The organism is Psychrobacillus sp. FSL K6-4615 (assembly GCF_038008225.1).
Classification (GTDB): Bacteria; Bacillota; Bacilli; order Bacillales_A; family Planococcaceae; genus Psychrobacillus; species Psychrobacillus psychrotolerans.
The window spans coordinates 2866250-2889156 of the sequence record NZ_JBBOYQ010000001.1 but is presented as its reverse complement, the minus strand read 5'-3'; the positions used below and the strand labels follow the sequence as shown (position 1 = coordinate 2889156).

General features: G+C 36.8%; 23 protein-coding genes, 2 riboswitches and 1 other annotated feature. Of the genes, 17 read left to right on the top strand and 6 right to left on the bottom strand.

Features of this window, described 5'->3' with window-relative positions; all coding sequences use genetic code 11:
• Positions 1 to 29 precede the first annotated feature (29 nt).
• From MKX53_RS19735 to MKX53_RS14470, 8 genes are all read left to right on the top strand, one after another.
• Positions 30 to 521 carry a methyl-accepting chemotaxis protein gene (locus tag MKX53_RS19735; protein WP_411747672.1) on the top strand — a complete coding sequence of 164 codons (492 nt, stop codon included), beginning with the start codon at positions 30 to 32 and terminating at the stop codon, positions 519 to 521.
• 65 nt (positions 522 to 586) lie between these two features.
• Positions 587 to 877, top strand: coding sequence for a hypothetical protein (locus tag MKX53_RS14500; protein WP_093538125.1), 291 nt, complete (start codon positions 587 to 589; stop codon positions 875 to 877).
• 114 nt (positions 878 to 991) lie between these two features.
• Positions 992 to 1093: riboswitch (purine riboswitch) on the top strand.
• Positions 1094 to 1241: 148 nt separating this feature from the next.
• Complete coding sequence (locus tag MKX53_RS14495; RefSeq protein WP_340912130.1) at positions 1242 to 1829, top strand: xanthine phosphoribosyltransferase; 588 nt, start codon at positions 1242 to 1244, stop codon at positions 1827 to 1829.
• Complete coding sequence (locus tag MKX53_RS14490; protein ID WP_340912126.1) at positions 1826 to 3100, top strand: nucleobase:cation symporter-2 family protein; 1275 nt, start codon at positions 1826 to 1828, stop codon at positions 3098 to 3100. The genes MKX53_RS14495 and MKX53_RS14490 overlap by 4 nt, the downstream gene beginning before the upstream one ends.
• Positions 3101 to 3201: 101 nt before the next feature.
• A complete protein-coding gene (locus MKX53_RS14485) occupies positions 3202 to 3642 on the top strand; it encodes a cell wall hydrolase (RefSeq protein ID WP_093538128.1) in 441 nt (146 codons plus the stop codon).
• Positions 3643 to 3974: 332 nt separating this feature from the next.
• Positions 3975 to 4790 (top strand): globin-coupled sensor protein, encoded by an 816-nt coding sequence (locus MKX53_RS14480; RefSeq protein ID WP_340912124.1) that lies wholly within the window; start codon positions 3975 to 3977, stop codon positions 4788 to 4790.
• 220 nt (positions 4791 to 5010) lie between these two features.
• Positions 5011 to 6285 (top strand): MDR family MFS transporter, encoded by a 1275-nt coding sequence (locus MKX53_RS14475; RefSeq protein WP_340912123.1) that lies wholly within the window; start codon positions 5011 to 5013, stop codon positions 6283 to 6285.
• A 400-nt stretch (positions 6286 to 6685) separates the two neighbouring features.
• Positions 6686 to 7663 (top strand): GNAT family N-acetyltransferase, encoded by a 978-nt coding sequence (locus MKX53_RS14470; protein ID WP_340912120.1) that lies wholly within the window; start codon positions 6686 to 6688, stop codon positions 7661 to 7663.
• Between the two features lie 177 nt (positions 7664 to 7840).
• On the opposite strand, the gene MKX53_RS14465 is transcribed toward MKX53_RS14470, so the two are convergent.
• A complete protein-coding gene (locus MKX53_RS14465) occupies positions 7841 to 9205 on the bottom strand; it encodes an aspartate kinase (protein WP_340912118.1) in 1365 nt (454 codons plus the stop codon).
• A gap of 376 nt (positions 9206 to 9581) precedes the next feature.
• Positions 9582 to 9814 (top strand) — a binding site (T-box leader).
• 115 nt (positions 9815 to 9929) lie between these two features.
• Between MKX53_RS14465 and serA the strand changes: the two genes are divergently transcribed.
• Entirely contained in the window at positions 9930 to 11516 is a 1587-nt protein-coding gene (serA, locus tag MKX53_RS14460; protein WP_340912117.1) for a phosphoglycerate dehydrogenase, read from the top strand.
• 492 nt (positions 11517 to 12008) lie between these two features.
• Here the strand turns inward: serA and MKX53_RS14455 are convergent, their stop codons facing one another.
• The gene (locus MKX53_RS14455; RefSeq protein WP_340770084.1) at positions 12009 to 12791 is read right to left on the bottom strand and encodes an HAD family hydrolase; all 783 of its coding nucleotides are present in this window, start codon (positions 12789 to 12791) and stop codon (positions 12009 to 12011) included.
• Positions 12792 to 12851: 60 nt separating this feature from the next.
• Positions 12852 to 13460 carry a DUF3298 and DUF4163 domain-containing protein gene (locus tag MKX53_RS14450; RefSeq protein ID WP_093538134.1) on the bottom strand — a complete coding sequence of 203 codons (609 nt, stop codon included), beginning with the start codon at positions 13458 to 13460 and terminating at the stop codon, positions 12852 to 12854.
• 57 nt (positions 13461 to 13517) lie between these two features.
• On the opposite strand from MKX53_RS14450, the gene MKX53_RS14445 reads away from it, so the two are divergent.
• From MKX53_RS14445 to MKX53_RS14420, 6 genes are all read left to right on the top strand, one after another.
• Positions 13518 to 14252 carry an AAA family ATPase gene (locus tag MKX53_RS14445; protein WP_093538135.1) on the top strand — a complete coding sequence of 245 codons (735 nt, stop codon included), beginning with the start codon at positions 13518 to 13520 and terminating at the stop codon, positions 14250 to 14252.
• On the top strand, positions 14253 to 14834 hold the full coding sequence (locus MKX53_RS14440; protein WP_340912114.1) for a VanZ family protein: 582 nt from the start codon (positions 14253 to 14255) through the stop codon (positions 14832 to 14834).
• 52 nt (positions 14835 to 14886) lie between these two features.
• Positions 14887 to 15042 carry a Fur-regulated basic protein FbpA gene (locus MKX53_RS14435; protein ID WP_340912113.1) on the top strand — a complete coding sequence of 52 codons (156 nt, stop codon included), beginning with the start codon at positions 14887 to 14889 and terminating at the stop codon, positions 15040 to 15042.
• A 112-nt stretch (positions 15043 to 15154) separates the two neighbouring features.
• Positions 15155 to 16306, top strand: coding sequence for a DEAD/DEAH box helicase (locus MKX53_RS14430; RefSeq protein WP_093538137.1), 1152 nt, complete (start codon positions 15155 to 15157; stop codon positions 16304 to 16306).
• 2 nt (positions 16307 to 16308) lie between these two features.
• The gene (locus MKX53_RS14425; protein WP_340912111.1) at positions 16309 to 17538 is read left to right on the top strand and encodes an aminopeptidase; all 1230 of its coding nucleotides are present in this window, start codon (positions 16309 to 16311) and stop codon (positions 17536 to 17538) included.
• A gap of 21 nt (positions 17539 to 17559) precedes the next feature.
• Positions 17560 to 18420 carry an SGNH/GDSL hydrolase family protein gene (locus MKX53_RS14420; RefSeq protein WP_340913367.1) on the top strand — a complete coding sequence of 287 codons (861 nt, stop codon included), beginning with the start codon at positions 17560 to 17562 and terminating at the stop codon, positions 18418 to 18420.
• Between the two features lie 313 nt (positions 18421 to 18733).
• Here MKX53_RS14420 and MKX53_RS19730 read toward each other — a convergent pair whose 3' ends face one another.
• Together MKX53_RS19730 and MKX53_RS14415 are read right to left on the bottom strand one after the other, a co-directional pair.
• Positions 18734 to 19066 (bottom strand): DUF4870 domain-containing protein, encoded by a 333-nt coding sequence (locus tag MKX53_RS19730; RefSeq protein ID WP_445678283.1) that lies wholly within the window; start codon positions 19064 to 19066, stop codon positions 18734 to 18736.
• A 31-nt stretch (positions 19067 to 19097) separates the two neighbouring features.
• Complete coding sequence (locus MKX53_RS14415; protein WP_340912109.1) at positions 19098 to 20183, bottom strand: M20 family metallopeptidase; 1086 nt, start codon at positions 20181 to 20183, stop codon at positions 19098 to 19100.
• 104 nt (positions 20184 to 20287) lie between these two features.
• Positions 20288 to 20379: riboswitch (TPP riboswitch) on the top strand.
• Positions 20380 to 20444: 65 nt separating this feature from the next.
• Here MKX53_RS14415 and thiT point away from each other — a divergent pair.
• Complete coding sequence (gene thiT / locus MKX53_RS14410; RefSeq protein WP_093538141.1) at positions 20445 to 21026, top strand: energy-coupled thiamine transporter ThiT; 582 nt, start codon at positions 20445 to 20447, stop codon at positions 21024 to 21026.
• Positions 21027 to 21073: 47 nt separating this feature from the next.
• Positions 21074 to 21823 (top strand): type I methionyl aminopeptidase, encoded by a 750-nt coding sequence (map, locus tag MKX53_RS14405; RefSeq protein WP_093538142.1) that lies wholly within the window; start codon positions 21074 to 21076, stop codon positions 21821 to 21823.
• 308 nt (positions 21824 to 22131) lie between these two features.
• On the opposite strand, the gene MKX53_RS14400 is transcribed toward map, so the two are convergent.
• Positions 22132 to 22860, bottom strand: a complete 729-nt coding sequence (locus tag MKX53_RS14400) for a tryptophan-rich sensory protein (RefSeq protein ID WP_340912108.1) — start codon at positions 22858 to 22860, stop codon at positions 22132 to 22134.
• Positions 22861 to 22907: the final 47 nt, after the last annotated feature.

Below are 22907 nucleotides of genomic sequence, written 5' to 3'. Positions count from 1 at the left end.
TGTTAAGCGTGACAGAAGAACTGAAAGAAATGTCCATGGAATTGAGTACGCGTGCAGAAGTTGGCACTAATAGAAGTGAGGAACTGCTGCAGCGAATAGATGAAATTGCAACTGGCTCCAAAGAAAATACTGCTTCTTTGCAGAGCCTCCAAGGACAAGCAGATTCGATTCGAGGAATTGTACAAACCATTCGAGAGATAGCTGCTCAAACGAATTTACTTGCATTAAACGCTGCAATAGAAGCAGCGAGGGCAGGAGAGCACGGACGTGGGTTTAATGTAGTGGCCCAGGAAGTGCGTAAATTAGCTGGCAGAGTGGAGAATTCTATCGTAGAAGTACGTGAAAATATTGAAGGAATTGCGAAGCAAGTGGAAAAAGTAACGACTAGTAATAGTAATTCCCAGACAAGTATCGAAAAAAGTCAGAAAGAAATACGTTCTGCTTTGGAAGAGTTCAAGGATATTTCATCAGCAGCAATCAAATTAGAAAGCCAAGCAGCAGAATTTGTGAAGCTGATTTAAAGTTGTAAAATGTATATTCTTACCTCAATCATGCTAAAATAGGTGAGGTATAGGAGGTGCAACAGATGAGTAAATATCTTATAAGCTATATTGAGATTGAACGGCAAATAGATTTTTATTATCAAATGAAGCAGATTGAAAAGAAGTTCGAACTTCAGTTAACAGTAGATGGGTTCATATCTGATCGTCATCAGTTTATGTTACAACATGTATACGATGTATCTCATAAACCATTCTCGTTTGGAGGCGGCCTATTATACCTTCATACAAACCAAGGCGTTTTTCCTTTCCAAATTCAAGAAAATCCATCAACATTTATACAAGGTTTTAAGTCATTGAAAACTGAACACTCCTGAACATCTACGATTTCATAAAACGTGGGTGTTTTTTTGATATCCCGACTGAATTTTATGAATCATTGAACATTTTGAAGAGCAATTGAAAACGGGGATAAGCATGCTATAATGAGAAATATTCAAATAATAAGAACTCGTATAATAGCAGGGATATGGCCTGCAAGTTTCTACCAGCTTACCGTAAACAAGCTGACTATGGGTGGCGATGAAGTACTTAGTTTATGGCATTTTTGTCATAGTCTATTTTATTTCTATTCGACTTTTTTAGCTCGAATGACATTGCTCCACTCCATAATTGAGTGGTTGCAATATCATTCGGGCTTTTTGTTTGTCCAAATTAAAAATAGAGAGGGAATGTTTAATTATGAAATTATTACAAGAGGAAATTATTAAAAATGGTAAAGTATTATCAGAAAATGTATTAAAAGTGGATACTTTTTTAAATCATCAAATAGATCCTGTGCTAATGCAAGCAATAGGAAATGAATTTGCTGCACGTTATAAAGATGCTGGAATTACTAAAATACTAACGATTGAATCTTCTGGTATTGCCCCTTCTATGTTTGCTGGACTTACACTAGGTGTGCCTGTAGTATTCGCGAGAAAACGTAAATCACTTACTCTATCAGACAACTTATTTACTTCTAAGGTGCACTCATTTACTAAAGGGGAAACAAATGATATTTCTGTTTCAAAAGATTTTATAAGCAAGGAAGACACGGTATTGATCATTGATGACTTCTTAGCGAATGGACAAGCGGCATTAGGGCTTTTAGAAATTTTAGATCAAGCAGAAGCAAATACTGCAGGTGTTGGAATAGTAATAGAAAAAGGCTTTCAGCCAGGAGGAAAGCTAATTCGTGACAAAGGTATCCGAGTAGATTCACTAGCTAATATTAAATCATTGGCAAATGGTAAAATTGAGTTTTTTGAGGAGGAAACTGTAAGATGAATAGCGCCTTAAAAAATACTGCGCTCGGAATTCAGCATGTCCTTGCAATGTACGCAGGAGCGGTAATTGTACCCTTAATAGTTGGAGGAGCAATAGGTCTTACAACAGAACAGCTTACATATTTAGTAGCAATTGATATATTAATGTGTGGTGTGGCAACCATCTTACAGGTTATGAGTAATCGCTTTTTTGGAATCGGACTTCCTGTAGTCTTAGGATGTACGTTTACAGCAGTTGGACCAATGATTGCTATAGGTGGGGATTATGGGGTTTCCGCTATTTATGGAGCAATTATTGTTTCTGGGGTAGTCGTTATATTAATAAGTGGCTTTTTTGGGAAGCTTGTGAAGTTTTTCCCACCAGTTGTAACAGGCTCTGTAGTAACGATTATTGGGATTACGTTAATACCCGTTGCGATTAATAATATGGGCGGTGGTCAAGGAGCAGCTGATTTTGGTTCCTTGCCGAATATTCTATTAGCCTTTGGAACTCTACTATTTATCGTATTGTTATACCGATTCTCTTCAGGCTTTATAAAAGCTATCTCTATATTAATAGGTATTGTAGGCGGAACGATTGCAGCGGCATTTATGGGAAAAGTAGACTTTTCTCCAGTGCGAGATTCAGATTTTTTCCATATGATTCAACCTTTTTACTTTGGTACACCTACTTTTGAAATCTCTCCTATTATTACAATGACGTTAGTAGCCATCGTATCGTTAGTTGAATCGACAGGTGTATACTTTGCTTTAGGGGATATGCTTGGTAAAAAGATAGAAAAAGAGGATTTAACTAAAGGTTATCGTGCGGAAGGGATCGCTGTAGTATTAGGTGGTATTTTCAACTCATTCCCTTATACTACGTTTTCTCAAAACGTTGGGCTAATGCAAATCTCTGGGGTGAAAACGAAAACGGTTATTTATATAACTGGGGTAATGCTAATTGTACTTGGTTTCATCCCAAAGATTGCTGCTCTAACAACAATCATTCCCGCGTCTGTGTTAGGTGGAGCGATGATTGCTATGTTCGGGATGATTGTGGCACAAGGGATTAAAATGTTAAGTAAAGTCGTATCTGATACAGAAGATAATTCAATGATTATTGCATGTTCTATTGGTATAGGACTTGGAGTAACAGTCGTTCCTGAATTATTTGCGGAATTACCAACGAGCATGAAAATCTTGACGAGTAATGGGATTGTGGCAGGGAGTATAACTGCAATTGTTTTAAATATTGTGTTTAACATGATTCCAAGAAGAAAAAAATCATAATAATTTAATTACTGCGAAGGAGATATTCCTTCGTAGTTTTTTATTTTGGGATCCATAAACACAAAAGAAGTGTTTCTCATACTATAATGTGAGGTGAGAAAATGCCAAGAATAAAGTATCGAGATGCGGACGTTGACTTAGTGGCAAGGATGATGAGAGCAGAAGGCGAAGGCGAAGGAAACCAAGGTATGTTATATATTGGGAATGTAATTGTTAATCGTGCTGTTGCAGATTGTTTAGATTTTAGAGATGTAAGAACAATTGAAGACGTCATTTATCAGGTGCAGGGAGGAAATTATTCTTTTGAAGCTGTTCAAAAAGGTAATTTATTTTATTCGCCTGCGAGAGAAAATGAAAGAAAATTAGCAAGACGAGTTTTGGAAAATTGGAGAGACCACCCAGCGAAATTTGCTCTTTGGTATTTCAATCCATATGGCGAATGCCCTCCAACATGGTATGATCAACCTTTTACTGGTCAATTTAAACAACATTGTTTCTATGAACCAATAGCCGGAACATGTGAAAGTGTTTATAGGGGATAGGTAACAGTAATTAGTATTTAACCACTCTAATGAGCCTTACTACATAGTGTTATGTAGTAAGGCTCTAGTTTTTTTGGCTTTATGCTTGTAAAGAAATTGTTAAATATTCAAAAGCGTGATAAAAGTCACTGTGCACCAAATACCTATTTGGTAGCATGGATATTAATGCTAAACACTTTGGAGGTAATAGAATGTTTAGAAAAAAACGAATTAGTTCACCTATCAATCTGTTAAATAGACCTGATGTTCACTTCGATATTAAGGATAAACTTAGACTGATTCAGTTGCAGTTGATTGATTTCACTGAAAAGGATCTTGCCAACCTTTAACAAATGGAATCATACTTTGCGCCCCACATTCCAGAAGCGGTTAAGAACTTCTATGACTCCCTAATGGCAAATGAAGAATTAATCGATATTATAAATAAACATAGTTCACGAAATCGTTTAGAACAAACATTAATAATACACATTGGGGATTGGTTTGCTGGATTTTTGAACGAGGGGTACATAGAAAAACGAAAGAAAATTGCTAAAATGCATGTACATATTCAGCTGAAAACGAAATGTTATTTAGGAGCATGTTATCAGCTCCAAAACAGTTTAGTGGAAAAAATACAATTAGCTCAATTGCCAATTGAAAAACAAATCGGATTTGTAGCATCTTTAAACAAAATAATTAACTATGAGCAACAATTAGTTGTAGAAATTTACGATAAGTATGCCGAAGAGCAAGCAGGGGAAAAAGAAGATCGTATAAAAAGAGCCATAAAAGAAACATTGGGAAGTATCGTTACTAACCTAGAATATCAAACTACTGAAACCACCACCTCTGTAGAGGAGCTAATTGGAACTACAAAAGATGTGGAGATAGAAGTAGCGAAGGGAGTAGAAATCTCACAGAGGACGATTGAAAAGGCCGAAAATGGGAAGCAAATTATACAAACCTTAACGGGTCATTCACAGGAAATTTACGACAAAACGAAGTCGATGTCAGGCTTAATCATCAAATTAAACCAATCTTCTCAAGAAATTTTGAATGTCGTAAAGATAGTCAAAGATATAGCGACTAAAACAAATTTGCTCTCATTGAATTCAGCGATAGAAGCAGCAAGAGCTGGAGAGAGATTATGGATGAGAATCGGTTGAATGTCATAAAGAATCGGTCGAATATCACAAATAATCGGTCGAATCCAACGGACAATCGGTTGAATAATACGAAACCTCCTCTATGGTCAGGGGATATAGATTTATGGGGAATCTGAATTTTCTCACAGATCTCATTCATTAGCTATAAAATTGTCTATTTCGTAAATCGAAATAATGTGGTAGGATAGTTTAATTAATCAATGAGTTGTGGGGATATAGAATGAGAATAAGAGATTGGGATCGTAGTTTACAGGTCCGTTTGTTTGGGGAGTTTTTTAGTAATTTAAGCTTTTGGATGGTATTTCCCTTTTTAGCTATTTATTTTGCTGATGAATTTGGTACGAGTATGGCAGGGGTTTTACTAGTTGCATCGCAAGTTTTTTCAGTAGGGGCTAATTTAGTAGGGGGCTATTGTGCGGATAGATTTGGTCGCCGGACAATGCTGTTTTTCTCAGCAATAGCAGAAGGGTTGGCATTCATATTATTTGCGTTTGCGAACTCCCCCTGGTTAGATTCACCGATGCTAAGCTTTGTAGCCTTTACGATTGCGGGGATGGCAGGGTCGTTATATCATCCTGCAAGTCAAGCAATTGTCGCGGATGTTGTGCCGGAAAAAGACCGAAGCACTGTATTTTCGGTGTTCTATACGTCTATAAATATTTCGGTAGTAATTGGTCCAATAGTTGGGGCGGTATTATTCTTTAATCACCGTTTTATACTTTTATTAGTTTCGGGAATTATTTTCTGTATCGTTGGTTTGGCAATTAGATTTTTAACGGAAGAAACTTTGCCCGACGATATGAAGGCTAAGATGGCAAGCGGGTCGAATAATTGGACTCAGGTGATTGTCACTCAGGTTAAAACTTACGGGTTAATCGTAAAGGATAAGGTTTTCTTCTTATTCGTTATAGCAGGTATTTTACTTGGACAAACCTATATGCAATTGGATATGCTGATACCAGTTTATATGAAAGAGGTTATCGACAAGCAAGTGCTTGGTACTCTTTTTAATAGGGAATGGTCTGTAACAGGAGAAGGCTCGTTTGGTATTCTTCTTTCCGAAAACGGATTATTAGTAGTACTGTTTACGGTAATTGTTACAAGGTGGATGACAAAATATCCGGAGAAGTGGGTGTTTTTTCTATCTTCGTTTTTATACGCAGTGGCAATGCTTATATTCCCGATGACAGCGAACTTCTGGGTTTTCTTAATAGCGATGGCAATCTTTACTTTAGGAGAATTAGCAACAGTTGGATTACAGGAAAGCTTTGTGTCCAAATTAGCTCCTGACGATATGAGGGGACAATATTTTGCGGCGGCAAGTCTCCGCTATACTATTGGTAGAACAATTGCACCCTTAGTATTTCCGCTAGTAGCTTGGATTGGGTTTACGTGGACATTCGCGATACTTGCAGCTTTAGCTTTACTGAGTGGATTCATCTATTTGCTGATGTTCAAAGAATACAACAAACGAAAAAAAGAAATAGCTGGATAAATTGGACAAGGGGCGCTCTCATAATGAGAACACCCCTTGATTTTGTATAGGTATAACATAACTTTTGAATTTTAAAATTTTCATCCCGAAAAGCTCGGGGAATAATTTCCATGAAAGAAACCTTTCAATGCCGCGGTAAATTGTTCCACTGGTTGCCTTCTAACCTAAGCAACGTAAACCCTACCTTCTTTTACGTCCTTGCGACCCTATAGCCGCTCCAGTGTGAATAAGTATTATCAAAAACACATATAGCAGAATGCCAATATCGAAAAACTATGTCGTACCAAATGTTAACTAAAGTATTATCTCACACATGAAAATAATTGTCAAACATGACTAAAACTAAGATGCTTGAATGATATACTATTTGTAACGAATAAGGTGTAAAGAGGGTGCAGAAATGGAACGTTGGGATATTGTGAATGAGTTCAGAGAGAGTACGGGAAAGATATGGATAAGAGGAAATGAGATGATGGAGGGTGACTTTCATCAAGTAGTTCATGTATGGATCATGAATGAAAAAGGTCAATTTCTTATTCAACAGCGTCAGCCGTGGAAAAAAGGCTGGCCAAGTATGTGGGATTGTGCTGCAGCAGGGGCTGTTCTTGTAGGAGAAACTAGTGAAATGGGTGCTATTCGTGAAACGAAAGAAGAATTAGGCATTGAGTTGCAAATGGAAGACGCAGAGCTGATATTCACTGTAAAGTTTTCTCGTGGTTTTGATGACCATTGGCTAGTCAAACAAGAAATAGAGGCGGATCTATTAAATTTACAATACGAAGAGGTAGCGGATGCTAAATGGGCATCAATCGATGAAATATATGAACTGGTTAAAAGTGGAGATTTTATCCCCTATCATCTTTTAGAAGCGCTTTTTGAAATAAGTAAGTCTTCTATTTCTCTAAGGAAAGCTAGTTTATCAGACGCTTCTGAACTATTTACATTACAAAAAAAAGTGTTTCAACCTATCTATGAAAAATACCAAGACCATGATACTAGTCCTGTTTTCCAGACGTTTGAAAGGTTTAATGAACGGTTACAGACAGGGGACTATTTTAAAATCTTAAAAGATGAATTGTTGGTAGGGAGTGTTCATGTATATCCGAAGTCACCAGGGGTGATGAGATTACACATGATTAATATTCTCGAGGAATTTCAAGGGAAAGGTATTGCCCAAGAAGTCATGAGCCGTATTGAGGGCATGTATCCACATGCGATAAAGTGGGAGCTAGATACAATTAAGCAAGAACAAAGAAATTGTTACTTATATGAGAAAATGGGCTATATGAAGACTGGTGATGAATGGAAGGTAAATGAGCAGATGACCCTCATTCACTATATGAAAACGAATGGTATAAACCAGTTAATATCATTTTAATAAGTGTATTAAGTTATATAAACCGGTAAAAAGGGATGCTAGTTAATTGTGGTGGAAATCACAATTAACTAGCATCCCTAAAAATTTACTCGGTAAATATATAGCAAAACGTCTATTCAAAGTCCTTCGAAGAGGTTTTAATCTAAAAGGACCCACGTCATTTTTATCCGTTTTTCATTAACTAACTGTTACTGCTGAGAAAAATTCATTGTATAATGCACGCAGAATTTTGTTCTCACTACTTTCTTGAACACCAAATGACAGACTGACCTCAGAAGATCCTTGGTTAATCATTTCAATATTTGCTCCAGTATTTGCAATAGCGGATGCAGCACGTGCTGCCAGTCCTGTACTATTGTTCATACCTTCTCCTACAATTACAATCATGGAAAAATGATGGCGGAAGTGGACATCATCTGCTTTAAGTTCGTTCAATACTCGACTCATAATACGTGCTTCTTTCTCTGGGTCCAGTTGATGACTACGTACAATAACAGAAATATCGTCTAATCCAGATGGTGTGTGTTCATAAGAAATATGCTCTTCTTCTAAAATTTGAAGCAACTTACGACCAAATCCGATTTCTCGGTTCATTAAATACTTACTTACATATAAAATAGAAAAACCGTTATCAGCGGAAATTCCAGTTACTGGGCGCTTGTTGTTTTTACGTTTAGCTACTATTTTCGTTCCAGGAGCTGATGGGTTATTTGTATTTTTAATACATACTGGAATGCCACTTTTAAATACAGGCATTAATGCTTCATCATGAAAAACAGAGAAGCCAGCGTAGGAAAGCTCTCGCATTTCACGGTATGTGATTTCTTCAATTTCAGCAGGATGGTTCACTACTTTAGGATTAGCGCAAAACACAGAATCGACATCCGTAAAGTTTTCGTATAAATCGGCTTTCACTGCTGCTGCAAGGATAGAACCGGAGATATCAGATCCACCACGATCGAATGTGCGCAGAGTGCCATTTGGTGTAAACCCAAAAAAGCCAGGGAATACAACAACGCCAGAAAGGTGGTTTAATGCATATAGATTGTCATATGCCTGTGGTAACGCTTGGGCTCGCTCAGGGAGATCATTTACAAGCAACCCTGCAGTCCTCGGGTTAATATATTGAGAATCGAGACCAATACTAGTGAAATAAGCGGAAATTAGTTTTGCATTATTATCTTCTCCACTTGCTTTAATATTGTCTACAAATAATTCAAGAATACTTTGGTCTTCGTTAATACGTGAACGTAGGTCCTCTTCAATAACGTTACAAATTGTATCATCTAGTTCTAGGCCCTGTGCGATTTCTTTATAACGATCCAAGACTTTGAATAGTTTTTCTTCTACTTCTTCTTTATGTATAGCAGCGATTGCCAATTCAATTAGTAAGTCCGTTACTTTTTTATCGGTATCGTAGCGTTTACCTGGTGCAGATACAACAATGAATTTTCGAGATGGATCTGCTTTAACTATTGCAGCTACTTTTTTAATTTGGATTGCACTTGCAACAGATGTTCCACCAAATTTACTTACTTTCATCTAATCAAATCCTTATAATTTAATGTTATTGTACTCACAGGAAAAACAAATGGTTTTATACAGTGTACAAATTAAACTCTTTAAGGTCAATAACTTTATAGCTATTTTTAAAATATATTTTTATATATACGAACTTTAATTGGTTTAGAATAAATAAAGTTCGCTTTTACATTTAAATTTCATATATTAATTATATTTTTAATGCTTATATCATTAGAACACGAATTAAAAATATTTATAAAGTTTTTTCGGATTGTTAAACTGCTTCATATCAATGTTTTTTTGACACAAATAAAAATGATAGCGTTTTCAAGTATTTTGACTATATTGACAATTAGTCTACTGGTGAGTATGATGAATTTAATTCAATAAAGCGTAAACAATTTTGACGGAGATAAACTTTACAATTTGAGATCTTCAGAGAGCTGATGGTTGGTGTAAATCAGTGATTTTGTTTGTAGAGTAGCACTCTAGAATTGGTGGACTGAAAACAGAGGATTTAGGTTCATCCGTGAAATGCGCGTTAAGCATACTAATTGAGAATCTGCGAGATGATTGCAGTAAAATTTGGGTGGTACCGCGTGAGTGTATAAGCTCTTCGCCCCTTACATGTTTGTAGGGAGTGGAGGGCTTTTTTATGTTTTTAAAATAAGGAGGAGTACTGGTATTTCATTTGATGCTAAATAATCGTACAAAAATATAGTAATAAAAGGAGAAGATTCATATGACATTTAATATTCTAATCAGTGATCCACTAAGCGAAGATGGTATTTTCCCGTTAAGAAATGCAGAAGGATTTAATATCGTTGTTGATACTTCATTAACTCCAGAACAACTTGGCGAAAAAATTGGTGGGTTTGATGCATTGTTAGTTCGTAGCCAAACACAGGTTACTCGAGAAATTATTGAAAAAGGAACTAATTTGAAAATTATTGGTCGTGCAGGAGTTGGGGTGGATAACATCGACTTAACTGCTGCAACAGAACGTGGGATCATCGTTGTTAATGCTCCTGATGGAAATACGAACTCAGCTGCAGAACATTCTATTGCTATGCTTATGTCGCTTGCGCGCAATATCCCACAAGCCTTCCATTCCTTGAAAAATAAAAAATGGGATCGCAAAACTTTTATCGGCGTAGAAGTGAAGAACAAAACATTAGGTGTTCTAGGCTTCGGAAGAATTGGGCAGGAGGTTGCTTTCCGTGCAAAAGGGCAACGTATGAATGTCATTGCCTATGACCCATTTTTAACAGCTGAAAAAGCGGAGAAACTAGGAGTTCAGTTTGGTTCAGTAGAAGAGGTGATCAAAGCGGCAGACTTTATAACAGTACATACGCCTCTATTGAAAGAAACTCGTCACTTAATAAATAAAGAAGCTTTTGAAAAAATGAAAGACGGGGTTCAAATTATTAACTGTGCTCGAGGTGGAATTATCGACGAAGATGCATTATATGATGCTATCATGTCAGGTAAAGTTGCAGGTGCTGCACTGGATGTATTTGAGGAAGAACCTTTTGTAGAGCATAAATTATTAACACTTCCACAGGTTATTGCAACACCCCATTTAGGTGCTAGTACGATAGAAGCACAAGAGATTGTAGCAATTGATGTGTCTTATGACGTTGTGAGCTTCTTACAAAATGGGACAGTGAAGAATCCTGTTAACCTTTCTTCTGTACCAAAGGATGTCCTAGCTAAAATTGAGCCATTCTTTAATCTAGCGGAGCAATTAGGTTCATTCCTAAGCGATCTTGCGGATGGAGTACCTGAGGAGGTCAATATTACTTATTCTGGGGAATTGGCAAATCTAGACACTCGTCCATTATCACGTAATGCTATAAAAGGTCTACTGAAAAGCAAATTAGGGGAATCAGTAAATGATGTAAATGCGAAATTCCTTGCAGACCGTTTGGGCATTACAGTAAACGAATTAAAAACTTCCAAGTCCAAAGGTTTTACAAGTTTAATAACGGTTGAAATGAAAACAGCGACTGGAACAAGAAAAGTAGCAGGCACATTATTAAATGGTCTAGGTGGCCGTATCGTACGTGTAGATGACTTTATCGTAGATGTAGTTCCATCTGGTTATTTATTATTTATCCGTCATAAAGACCAACCGGGTGCTATTGGTCGCGTAGGAACACTGCTTGCTTCGGAAGGTATCAATATTGCAGCGATGCAAGTGGGTCGTTCTGAAGTAGGTGGAGATGCGATTATGATGATTTCAATTGATAAGCATGTGGAAGAGTCAGGTGTAGAGCAGCTTAAGGCATTAGAAGATATCTTTGATGCAACGCCGATTGATCTATAAAATAAAAAGGTGGATTCACGACAATTAAATGTCGAGGATCCACCTTTTCTTAATAGAAGAAGAGTATAAAATTTAGTGCAGTGAGTTCATCTATCTAGGTATCATGAAGAATAAGATCTATACAATGATACTACTGATTTCCGTTTCTGGTGGAGAACAAAGGCTAAGTGCGCCACGTCCTGTGGCAAAGCCTTTGTGACCAACCTCCTGTTGTCCTCCTCGTTCGCTACGCTCCTGCGGGGTCTCGACTTTCTCGCTTCGCCACCTTGCACTCCAATCAATATAGTGAGTAGTACTCCACTCTAAGATTATGCATAGCTTCTCGCTTAGATGTTAATAGTGATTACCGGAAAAAGAAGTGGTGGTCGTGACGTTAGTCACGACCACCCTTCAAAAATTAGCTTAAAGTATAGCAACAAGTCTGTCCAAAGCGCTTCGAAAGCGATAGAAACAGGTCTTTACCTTAAAGTACCGAGTGTTTTTTGTCCGTTTTTATAAAGAGAGCAATGTTAAAAGCTCTCGCAAGTTTTCAATTGTATATGTAGGTTTTACTTCTTCACTGGCCGGTTTTTCCTCGCGGTTAATCCACACAGATTGAATGCCAACCTTAGAAGAGCCCAATATATCGGTCATTAAGTTATCACCGACCATCAATACTTCTTCTGCCGATAATCCTACCATCTCTAAGGCATGTTCAAAAATGGATGGATCAGGCTTTCCTTTACCGAAGGATCCAGAGATAAGGATATGATCAAAATATGGAGCTATCTCCGGTGTGATTTCTAATTTAGTGTTTTGAAGACTTGGTGAACCGTTTGTCATTAATAATAATGAATACTTTTCTTTTAGTTGGTCTAATACTTCATAGGTTTCTTCATATACAAAGGGGCTTTCTTTTCGCATTCGTGGGAAATACTCCGCCAGCTCTCTGCCTAATTCTTCATTATTAATCCCTAACTGCTCTAATCCCTTCGTCCAAGCTAAACGCTGATATTCGGGTATGATAGCTTTCATCTTTTGAAAATCTTCAGAAGGATCGTCAAAAGTTCCCCATAGCCCTTCAAAAGGATTAATGCCGATCATTTTAGTGTAAGCACGTGTTTCATATGTATCGTACAATGTGCTTGCCTCTGAACGTACGGCTTGTTCTAGAGCAAATGGATCCACATTAACCTGAGTGGCTGCATATACGCATGTTTTGTGAAACGCAGTGGACACACTTTTATTGTCCCATAGTAAAGTATCATCTAAGTCAAAGAAAATTGCTTTTTTCATTCCCATAAACCCCCAGTACGTATTTATATAATACTTTACCGTACTAAAGAGAGTGTGTCACTAGAATGGAATCATTTTTTCAAGAATACCACCTTCCCGAATAAGATTTTCTATATCTTTAATGGTAATTGGAAAATAGGGGAAGCCGTATACATACGGAGTCCATTCATACACTTGAAAATAAATGACAAGTGAATGGTCCGCTATATAAAAATCTTGATCACTTCGTATTTGTGTAAAATCCTCTAATAGAGGTACATCCCACTCGACAATTTTCTTTTCAATCATGTCAGAGAGGACTTTTACATAATTGCTGTCTGGCTTAAACAATTCACTTAGTCCATACTGCTTCCCAGTCTTGACATCAAAGGTGAGTGATTTTGTAATTGTTAGACCATGGGCTCCACCTGTAAACGAATAGACAGTTAAACTTAAGCTGAGAACGCCTCGTTCATTCGTTTTAATCTCATAAGTACCGACCATTTCAACTAAATGTTCACTGTAAAATCCTTGTTCGATTAAAAGCTTGTTTAGTTCATGAATAATATCTGCATTAATCTTTTTTTCAACGGCAGGATTGGGTAGATTAGTTACTATAGGATAGTACACGTTAATTTTTGGCGAACTTTTCTTAATATATTTCGTTTCTATACGAATAGGTAGATCCAAGGCAAACAACCTTTCTTCAGAAGTAATAATTTATGATATGAGTGGGAGAGGAATCATATGTTTTTAAATAGAGTGACCCTTTTCAAAGAGCCGCAAATGGAAAGGCAGTATCCATTCACCATTCCTGCAATTAGTAACTTTAATGAATTAGAGCTAACTTCTCCTGTCACTTTCTTTGTGGGAGAGAACGGGACTGGGAAATCGACATTATTAGAAGGAATTGCAGATAAATGTGAGTTTAATACTGCTGGAGGAAGTCGAAATAACCTTTATGATGTAGATGCTGCAGAAAGTGCACTGGGGAAATATCTAAGACTTTCTTGGATGCCCAAAGTAACTAGTGGTTTCTTTTTACGAGCAGAATCCTATTATCAGTTTGCTTCACATCTGGATGAACTGGAAAGAGAAAATCCTGGCCTTGGTGTGTTAGACAGTTATGGTGGAAAATCCCTTCATGAGCAATCTCATGGTGAGTCATTTTTGTCGTTATTTAAAAATCGATTTAATGGTAGGGCTATTTATCTGTTAGACGAACCAGAGGCAGCATTATCACCGCAGAGACAATTGGCATTTTTACGTATCATGCATGATTTGATCAAAGAACAGAATTGCCAGTTTATCATTGCGACACACTCTCCAATATTATTAGGATATCCTGAAGCGACGATCCTAAGTTTTGATGAAGGACAAATTGAGGAAATCGATTATGAACTGACAGCGCATTATCAAATTACAAAGTATTTTTTAGATCATAGGGAAAAATTTTTAGAAGAGTTATTTGAAGGTGAGTAGATGTATGTAATCATAAATTATTTAGATGATATGTTATTTTTTATAGGGATTGCCTTTCCATTGATCGTCATTTGGCGACTATTTCGTTGGAAGAAGAGAGGATTTAAGCTTAAAGAGACTTTACATGAGATTGGAATATTAGTGTTTTTCTCAGTACTTGTTGGTCTTTTTTCTCAAACAATAATACCTAAAGTAGGGGACGTACCTGCCTATACTACTGGTGTAAATTTGGAGTTATTTCGTGTTGTAGAAGAAACCTACAAGTCAGTTGTATACCTAGGTTTTTGGCAACCATTTTATATAAACTTCCTTGGTAATATCATTCTATTTATGCCAATTGGATTTCTTCTACCTTTACTATTTAAAAGGATGGAACTTTTTATATTACCTGTATTTGTGGGATTATGTATCTCCTTATTTATTGAAATTATGCAGATTCCACAAAGTAGGAGCAGTGACGTGGATGATTTGTGGCTGAATACACTTGGGACATTTCTAGGCTTTGTATGCTATTACTTTGTTCGTAAAGCTTTCCCATCATTTACGGGTGCTTTCAAAAGAATGAAAAGACAAGTTTATTAAACCTTAGAATGGGTAAAATACAATGGAATAAAATTTGCAAGGAGACATTAACATGATGATAAAAGAGTCACAAACAGAACAAAAACGTGATGGAATTATTGAAGAATTTGTAAACAAAGGTGTATATAAAATTGATGGAAGACAATTATATGAGTTGAATTTTTATGAATTAATGAAGGAATATACAACTGAAGAGGATAGTAAATAAGTGCCTTTTTTACAGGTACTTTTTTTTATCTAAATCTCTATAATCTATAAATAATAGTCGATATAAAAAATATGGTACACTTGACTTAAATACGGATAAGGTGGAAACAAATTTGACTTTTATAACTAACTTAAATGAAACATTACAAAACAAATGGCAGGATGCAAATTTTGCATCACCAATGCCTATACAATCTCAATTAATCCCACATATGCTGGATGGCTCTGATATTGTTGCAGAATCTCCAACAGGAACGGGAAAAACGCTTGCTTATGTACTTCCAATCTTGCAGATGGTAGACCCTACCAAAAAACATATTCAGGCAATGGTAATCATTCCTTCTCAAGAACTTGGAATGCAAATTGTAGAGGTTTTTCGTGAATGGGTGAAAGGTACAGACATTTCAGTTGCACAATTAATTGGTGGAGCAAATATTCACAGACAAATTGATGTACTTAAAAAGAAACCGACAATTGTCGTTGGAACCCCTGGTAGATTGCAAGAACTAGTAAAAACGAAAAAACTAAAAATGCATGAAATAAACATCGTTGTCCTAGATGAAGGAGACCAACTTCTGAGCAGAGAACATCGCACAACTGTGAAAAGTTTAGTTGATGCAACTGTCGAAAGCCAACTAATAGTAACTTCTGCAACAATCACAGAAGAAATAGAACTAGTTGCGGAACGTATGATGAAGAATCCTGTGCGTATTCAAGTAGCAGCAGAAGATATTCCTTCGCAAGGGGAAGTTATCCATAGTTTCGTGAAGACAGAACCTCGTGATAAAACTGAATTACTGCGTAGAATATCTTACTTGAAAGGTATGCGAGGCCTTGCATTTGTAAATAGTTTAGATCAGCTATTAATGAAGGATGCAAAACTTTCTTATAGAGATGCGCCGATTGTATCCCTTCATTCTGAAATGAAAAAGGATGAACGGAAGAAAGCATTAGATGATTTTAAAAGCGGTAAAGTAAGTTTACTAATTGCTACAGATGTGGCAGCAAGAGGATTAGATATATCTGGACTTACTCATGTAATCCATGTAGATGTACCACACTCAGTGGAACAATACTTACATCGTTCAGGACGCACAGGTCGTGCAGGTGCGGATGGAGAGGTAATGACATTATTAACTTATTCCGATGAAAAGACTTTTAAAAAGTGGACAAAAGAGCTTCCTAAAAAGCCAATTCAAAAAGTATGGTATCGCGGAGAGTTAATCGAGGGGACATCTAAAACTATTAGTCAAAAGGGGAAATAAAGATGGATTTTCAACAAAAGCTTGAAGAGTATGCAGAATTAGTAGTGAAGGTAGGCTTGAATATACAGCCGAACCAACCACTTCTTATAAATACGACGACAGATACAATTGAATTTACACGATTAATAGTGAAAAAAGCTTATGAAGCTGGCGCAAAAAGAGTAGATGTCAACTATACAGATGAAGTAAATGCACGCGCATTTTATGATTTTGCTCCAGATGAAGCATTCCATGAATTTCCTAAGTGGGCTGCTATGCAGCGTGACGAGTTAATCGAAAATAAAGGCGCATTATTATGGATTGACGCGGATAACCCAGATCTACTAGAAGGTGTTTCGATTGACCGTATTTCAAGCTTTCAAAAGGCAAGTGGGAAAGCGTTAGAAAATTATCGAAAAGCTGTGATGAATGATGTAATTACATGGTCCATCGTTGCAATGCCTTCGGAGAAATGGGCTGCCAAAGTTTTCCCTGATCTTAAGCCTGAAGAACAAATGCAAGCCCTTTGGGAGTTGATATTCAAAGTTGTGCGCATCGGCGAAGGCACAGCAGTTCAACAGTGGAAAGAACATATTGACAACCTGGAAAGTAGAGCGGCACTACTAAATAATAAGCATTTCAAAAAGCTGCACTATAAAGCAGAAGGAACAGATATTCAAGTGGAACTTCCAAAAGAACATATTTGGATGTCCGGAGCTAGTAAAAATGGTCAAAACACACCATTTATAGCAAATATGCCAACAGAAGAAGTATATACTGCACCACTTAAAACAGGTGTAAATGGCTATGTGAAAAATACAAAGCCATTTGTTTACCAAGGAAATGTAATAGATGATTTTACTTTGACTTTTGAAAATGGGAAGATTACTTCTATTAAAGCTGCAACTGGTGAGAAACTATTGCAAGAGTTAATTGGAACAGATGAGGGAGCAAAGTATTTAGGCGAGATTGCTTTAGTGCCACATGAATCACCTATTTCCGCTTCGAATGTATTATTCTTTAACACCTTATTTGATGAAAATGCCTCCAACCATTTTGCAATTGGAGAAGCATACCCTACCTGTGTGGAAGGTGCTCGTGGCTTAACTCATATTGAATTAGAAGCTATGGGTATTAACACATCCATTGTGCATGAAGATTTTATGATTGGTAGTGGCGACATGGATATTATGGGAGAATTAGCAGATGGATCAATGGAGCCTATATTCAAAAAAGGAGCATGGGCTTTTTAAGGAGTGAGTAGTTTGAAAAAAATGCTTGGTACTTTAATCATTCTGTTTATCTCATTTGGCTCTATAACAGTAGATGCAAAGGGATCTGAAGTCTATATTGCACTTGGCGATTCTTTGGCAGCCGGTCAAACACCAAATCGTGCCATCGATACTGGTTATACAGACTTAATCGCACAGAAACTAACTACAACAGGACAGCTGGCTTTCTATTCAAAAGCATTAGCATTTCCAGGATATACAACAGCAGATGTTCTTGAGAGTATTCAGACAGATGAAGCGAAAGAGTTGCTGAAGAAGGCTACGTTAGTTACGATATCCGCAGGAGCAAATGATTTGCTACAAATGGTACAAGTGAATTCAACGAGTGGTTCTGTAGCATATCAACAAATTTCAGCTGATTTTGCTTTAAATAATGCGCGAAAAAATATAGCGCAGATTATTAAAGAAGTGCAAGTACTAACACCAAAAGCAAAAATTTATGTCATGGGTTATTATTTTGCTTATCCTCATGTCAGAGAGTCGCAAAAGGGTGGTATTAAAAAAGAGTTAGACCGTTTGCAGCTTATATTAAAAAAACAATCAGAGGCAAATGGAGCAACTTATGTGTCAGTAGAGGAGTCATTTGGAGTTAATGCAACGACATTATTACCAAATCCTGCAGATGTCCATCCAACGATGGAAGGTTATCGTATTATGGCAAATGCATTTTTTTCACAGTACAACAAGGGAATATTTGTGACCCAAAGTGAGTTGCCTGCACCGAATCCACTATCGTTTGAACAAATTCTGAATGCTAGTAAAGAAGAAGGAAAATCTCCTGTAGCTAGGGCAGAGGGAAAGGACAACTACTACTCATTAACAGAATTGAAGCCACTAATATAGCATGTTGCTTACCTTTCCAAATGCTTAGCTTGTATTGACGCTTGGGGGAAGTTGCTTAAATAGGGGTAGAAGTTGCAAATTTACTGATGAATGCTGCGCAAAAGCACCTCATATACTAAAAAACTGTCCCCTTATTTAGGAGGACAGCTTTTTAGCGAGTAGTTTTTTTAGATTTTAACACTTTGCGGATAATGGGATAAACAATTGGTGCAAATTTAATTGCTGTTTTGACTAAGTTTTTTACTTTCATCATAATCGCTCCTTGGCTTTCGTTATTAATAATTATGTACCCTTAAGAGCCTATAAATAAACGTTATCTTAATACTTTAATGCCTTGAACAATATTCCAAACCATTACTATAACATACACAAGCATATATATACCGATTAGTATTAAAGGTCCCACTGCCATCCAAAGGGTAGGCTGTTCATTATATCCAGTTGTAAAAGGCATAAAACTTGAAAAGATACTAATGAACAAAATTACTAATAAAACAACAGGTATGATATGAGAGATTAAGGATTTTTTTGCATGATATTTAACTTCAGAATCCTGTGAGACAAAATAAACGATGATGGGCAAAAAAAAGGGAGCAAACAAAACACTAAAATAGGAAAGTGCTGATAAAATTCTTGGATTATCCAGTTTATATCACCTCTATTCTTTCTAATATATCCTACGAAATTATGATATTTTTCTCACTTTTACCTAAGGAGACTAAGATGTTTTTATAAGTTTCCGTAGAGGAAATAGATACATATTCTTTTTCACCATGCCAGTCCCCACCACTTGGTCCAAACTCAATAGCGCCTGCTCCAGTTTCTGCATAAAAGCGAGCATCAGCTGCTCCATGCTGCCCAAATAACACAGCAGGTTTTCCTATAAACTGTGAAGTGACCTGAGCAATACGTTCGATATATGGGTTAATAGCTTCAGTTGTTACTGCAGGAGCGGTAGTGTGCACTTGTATTTCACTATTGGGAAATTCTTCTGTCAACGTTTGTAGGTCTAAAAGAATACTATGCATATCTTGTCCGGGTACGTAACGAAGATCATAACTTACTATGCACTCATCAGGAACTACGTTATATCGTTCTCCTGCTTGTATTTTTGCCAAGTTTAAGGAAGGATAATCATAGAACTCATTGCTTGCTGTTAAAAAAGAAAGTGTGCGAAGCTGTTGGTCAAAAAGAAACGCTTGTTCAATTGCATTTATTCCTTCCCAAGGACGACTGCCATGACTAGATTTGCCCTTAAGTATTACATCAAACTGGATAATTCCTTTTGCCTGTAAGCCAATTTGTAGATGGGTAGGTTCTCCGCATATAACAAAGTCACCGATATATCCTTGATCGACCAAAAATTTAGATGTCTCTCCGTCTGTTTCCTCATCGGTTACGATATGTAGTTGAATTTTTTGAGCAAGATTTTCAGGTTGTTTAGATAGCTCATAAAAGGCTTGCATCATCGCAGCAACTCCCGCTTTCATATCAGCTGTTCCACGACCATATAAATAATCTCCCTCAATATAAGGCTGAAATTGTGAAGTTTCTCCTGGAACAACATCTACGTGACCATTCCAAATCATACATTTATCACCGTCTCCTATTACTGCCACAAGCATCAGTTTTTCCTCATGCTTTAAGATCGTAGTAGTAATACCTCGTTCCTCTAGCCAATTCTCACAAAATAACAAAGCATTATTTGCGCCTTCCAATGTGTCACTTTTGATACGTATTAAATCTTTTAATAATGTAATCATGTAAACATCCCCTTACGCATATAGTTTTTACAAGTATAACAAAAGAACAAAAGAAGGTTGCAATACTTTATCTATTCAGCTACAATGAACTCGAACTAAATAATTCAAACCACAAGGGGCGCCGTTGATACGGCTGAGATAGTACCCTTCGAACCTGTAAGTTAATACTTGCGTAGGGATGTGGATGGAAACTGACAATCGCGCGATGTCTGGGTCTATCCCGGGGGTCGTTTTTTTTGTGGTCAAAAAAAGGGGATTGTCATGAAGAATAATCGAGTATTAATATTAATGGAAATCGCTATTTTTGCAGCTTTAGGATATGTTTTAGATATGATCGGCTTTGGAATGCCGCAAGGTGGATCAGTTACATTCGTTTTAGTACCTGTTATTTTAATGGCTTTTCGTCGTGGTATTGTAGCAGGTTTAACTACTGGATTTTTGATAGGTGTATTACAAGTCGTTACAGGCCGTTTTTACGCAGCGCCCTTATCATTTGAAATAGTGATAGCACAAGTAGCAATAGATTATTTCATCGCATTTATGGTAGCTGGTTTTGCTGGTTTTCTGAGACCTGCGTTTCTACATGCATTTGAACAAAAGGATAAAATGAAAATGGTTAGAGCAGTTGTCTTGGGAACGTTCATCGCAGCTTTTCTTCGTTATTTAGCTCATGTAACTTCAGGTATTCTATTCTTTGGTGAATTTGCTGGTGAGCAAAATGTTATTTTGTATTCGTTGATCTATAATTCTACTTATATGATTCCTGTATTTTTAGTAGCAGCTTTCATTTGTTCCATATTATTTGTTAAAGCTCCGCGCCTCACACTGCCGAATCTTCACTAAATATGGTATGATTAGAATACATTTAGTGAAGAAGGGATCTTGTTAAGATGATTGTACAAACTGACGAAGAGTTAGTAGCATTAAAAAAAATAGGGCGTATTGTTGCAGAAATTCGAGATGTAATGAAGGCTGCTACTAAACCTGGTGTGACTACGAAAGAGTTAGATGAAATCGGCGGAAAGCTATTTAAAGAGCATGGCGCGATTTCTGGACCAATGGGAGAATATGATTTTCCGGGATATACTTGTATTAGTGTTAATGAGGAAGTAGCTCATGGTATGCCAGGCGCTCGTGTTATAAAAGATGGTGATATCGTGAATATAGACGTTTCAGGATCACTTGATGGTTATTTTGCAGACACAGGAATTTCTTTTGTCGTAGGCGAAGGATATGAAGAGAAAGAGAAGTTGTGTGCTGTAGCTGAGAGTGCATTTGAGCGTGCAATGCTAAAAGTTAAAGCAGGTTCACGATTGAACCAAATTGGTAAAGCAGTAGCTAGAGAAGCCAAAGATAATGGCTTGCATGTTATTATGAACCTAACTGGACATGGTATTGGGAAATCACTTCATGAAGCTCCTCAACATGTATTGAATTATTATGATGCATGGGATCCAACAATATTAAAAGAAGGAATGGTTTTAGCAGTTGAGCCATTTATTTCTGCGAAGGCAGAGCATATTGTGGAATCAGGTGATGGTTGGACATTTATCACTCCTGATAAATCCTTAGTAGCACAGATTGAGCATACAATTGTTGTCACAAAAGGTGCACCAATTTTATTAACTAAATTAGATTAAAACAAAACGCCTTCAAGAGTTCACTCTTTCGAAGGCGTTTTTTATATTAAGAGTATGAATTATCCTACTACGAAGTCAGTGCTCATGGTAATTTTCGGCTGATTCCGTTACAGGTGGACGGTTTCCATGGGCGTTGCCTCAGCCTCCTCGCTTAGAAAACACATTTATATCTAGTTATTTAAAAATACATTAACTATTTCTTAAAGTTGTAGGAGACAGACAGATAAATATGTTTAACGAAAAAAGAGAGGCTGTTTGTGACAACTACCACAAACAGCCTCTAATATTGTAAAATGTCTGTCCAAACCTTAAGGGGTTCTGGAACCTTTCTTAAGGAAAATTATCCCAACGACCAAGACGCAGCTTAGGAAAAGAGAAGCTGAGGTCAGGAGCAGTTGACTAAAGTTGTGTTGGATTGCTACCCCGACGAAAGTCCAGATAAACACAACTGACATAAGACGATCAAAATAATGATAGCGGAAGTGAAGAGCTATCGCTGTCGCAATGGTTAAGAAGATAACACCCCAAAGTGATTTTGTCATACCAAATCCACCGAATTCATAAAACGTGAGGAGATAAGATAGATTTATGAAGAAACTGATAAATGTCCATCCTAAAAGGAAGGAAATTGGTAACCGATTTTTTCGATTTATATCATCTAAAGGATAGGTTAAATATAATTTAAACAAGCAGCTTAGTAAGATAGTGAGAATACCAAAAGCATAACCAAACAGTTCGTAATGCCAACTGAATATATACAAAATATATAACACAGATGATGCCCCGTATAATAGAACGCGTCTAGTAGGGATAGGATGAGAAGACTTGTAGTCTTTCATTATATTCCAAATCCACCAAGCTAATGAGATGAAAATAACAATCCATATGTAAAACACATAATTTGCTGGAGTAAAAAAGACGGGAAGTCTATTGAAAATCTCGCCACTGGTTTGACCATTTATGGGAAGTAGAATAGATAGTAATTTAACGATTACAGTAGATATAAAAAATAATATTAAAAGGATTATTTTAAACATTCAGCTGCCTCCTTCTATTTAATAAGTATACCTTTGATATATACCAA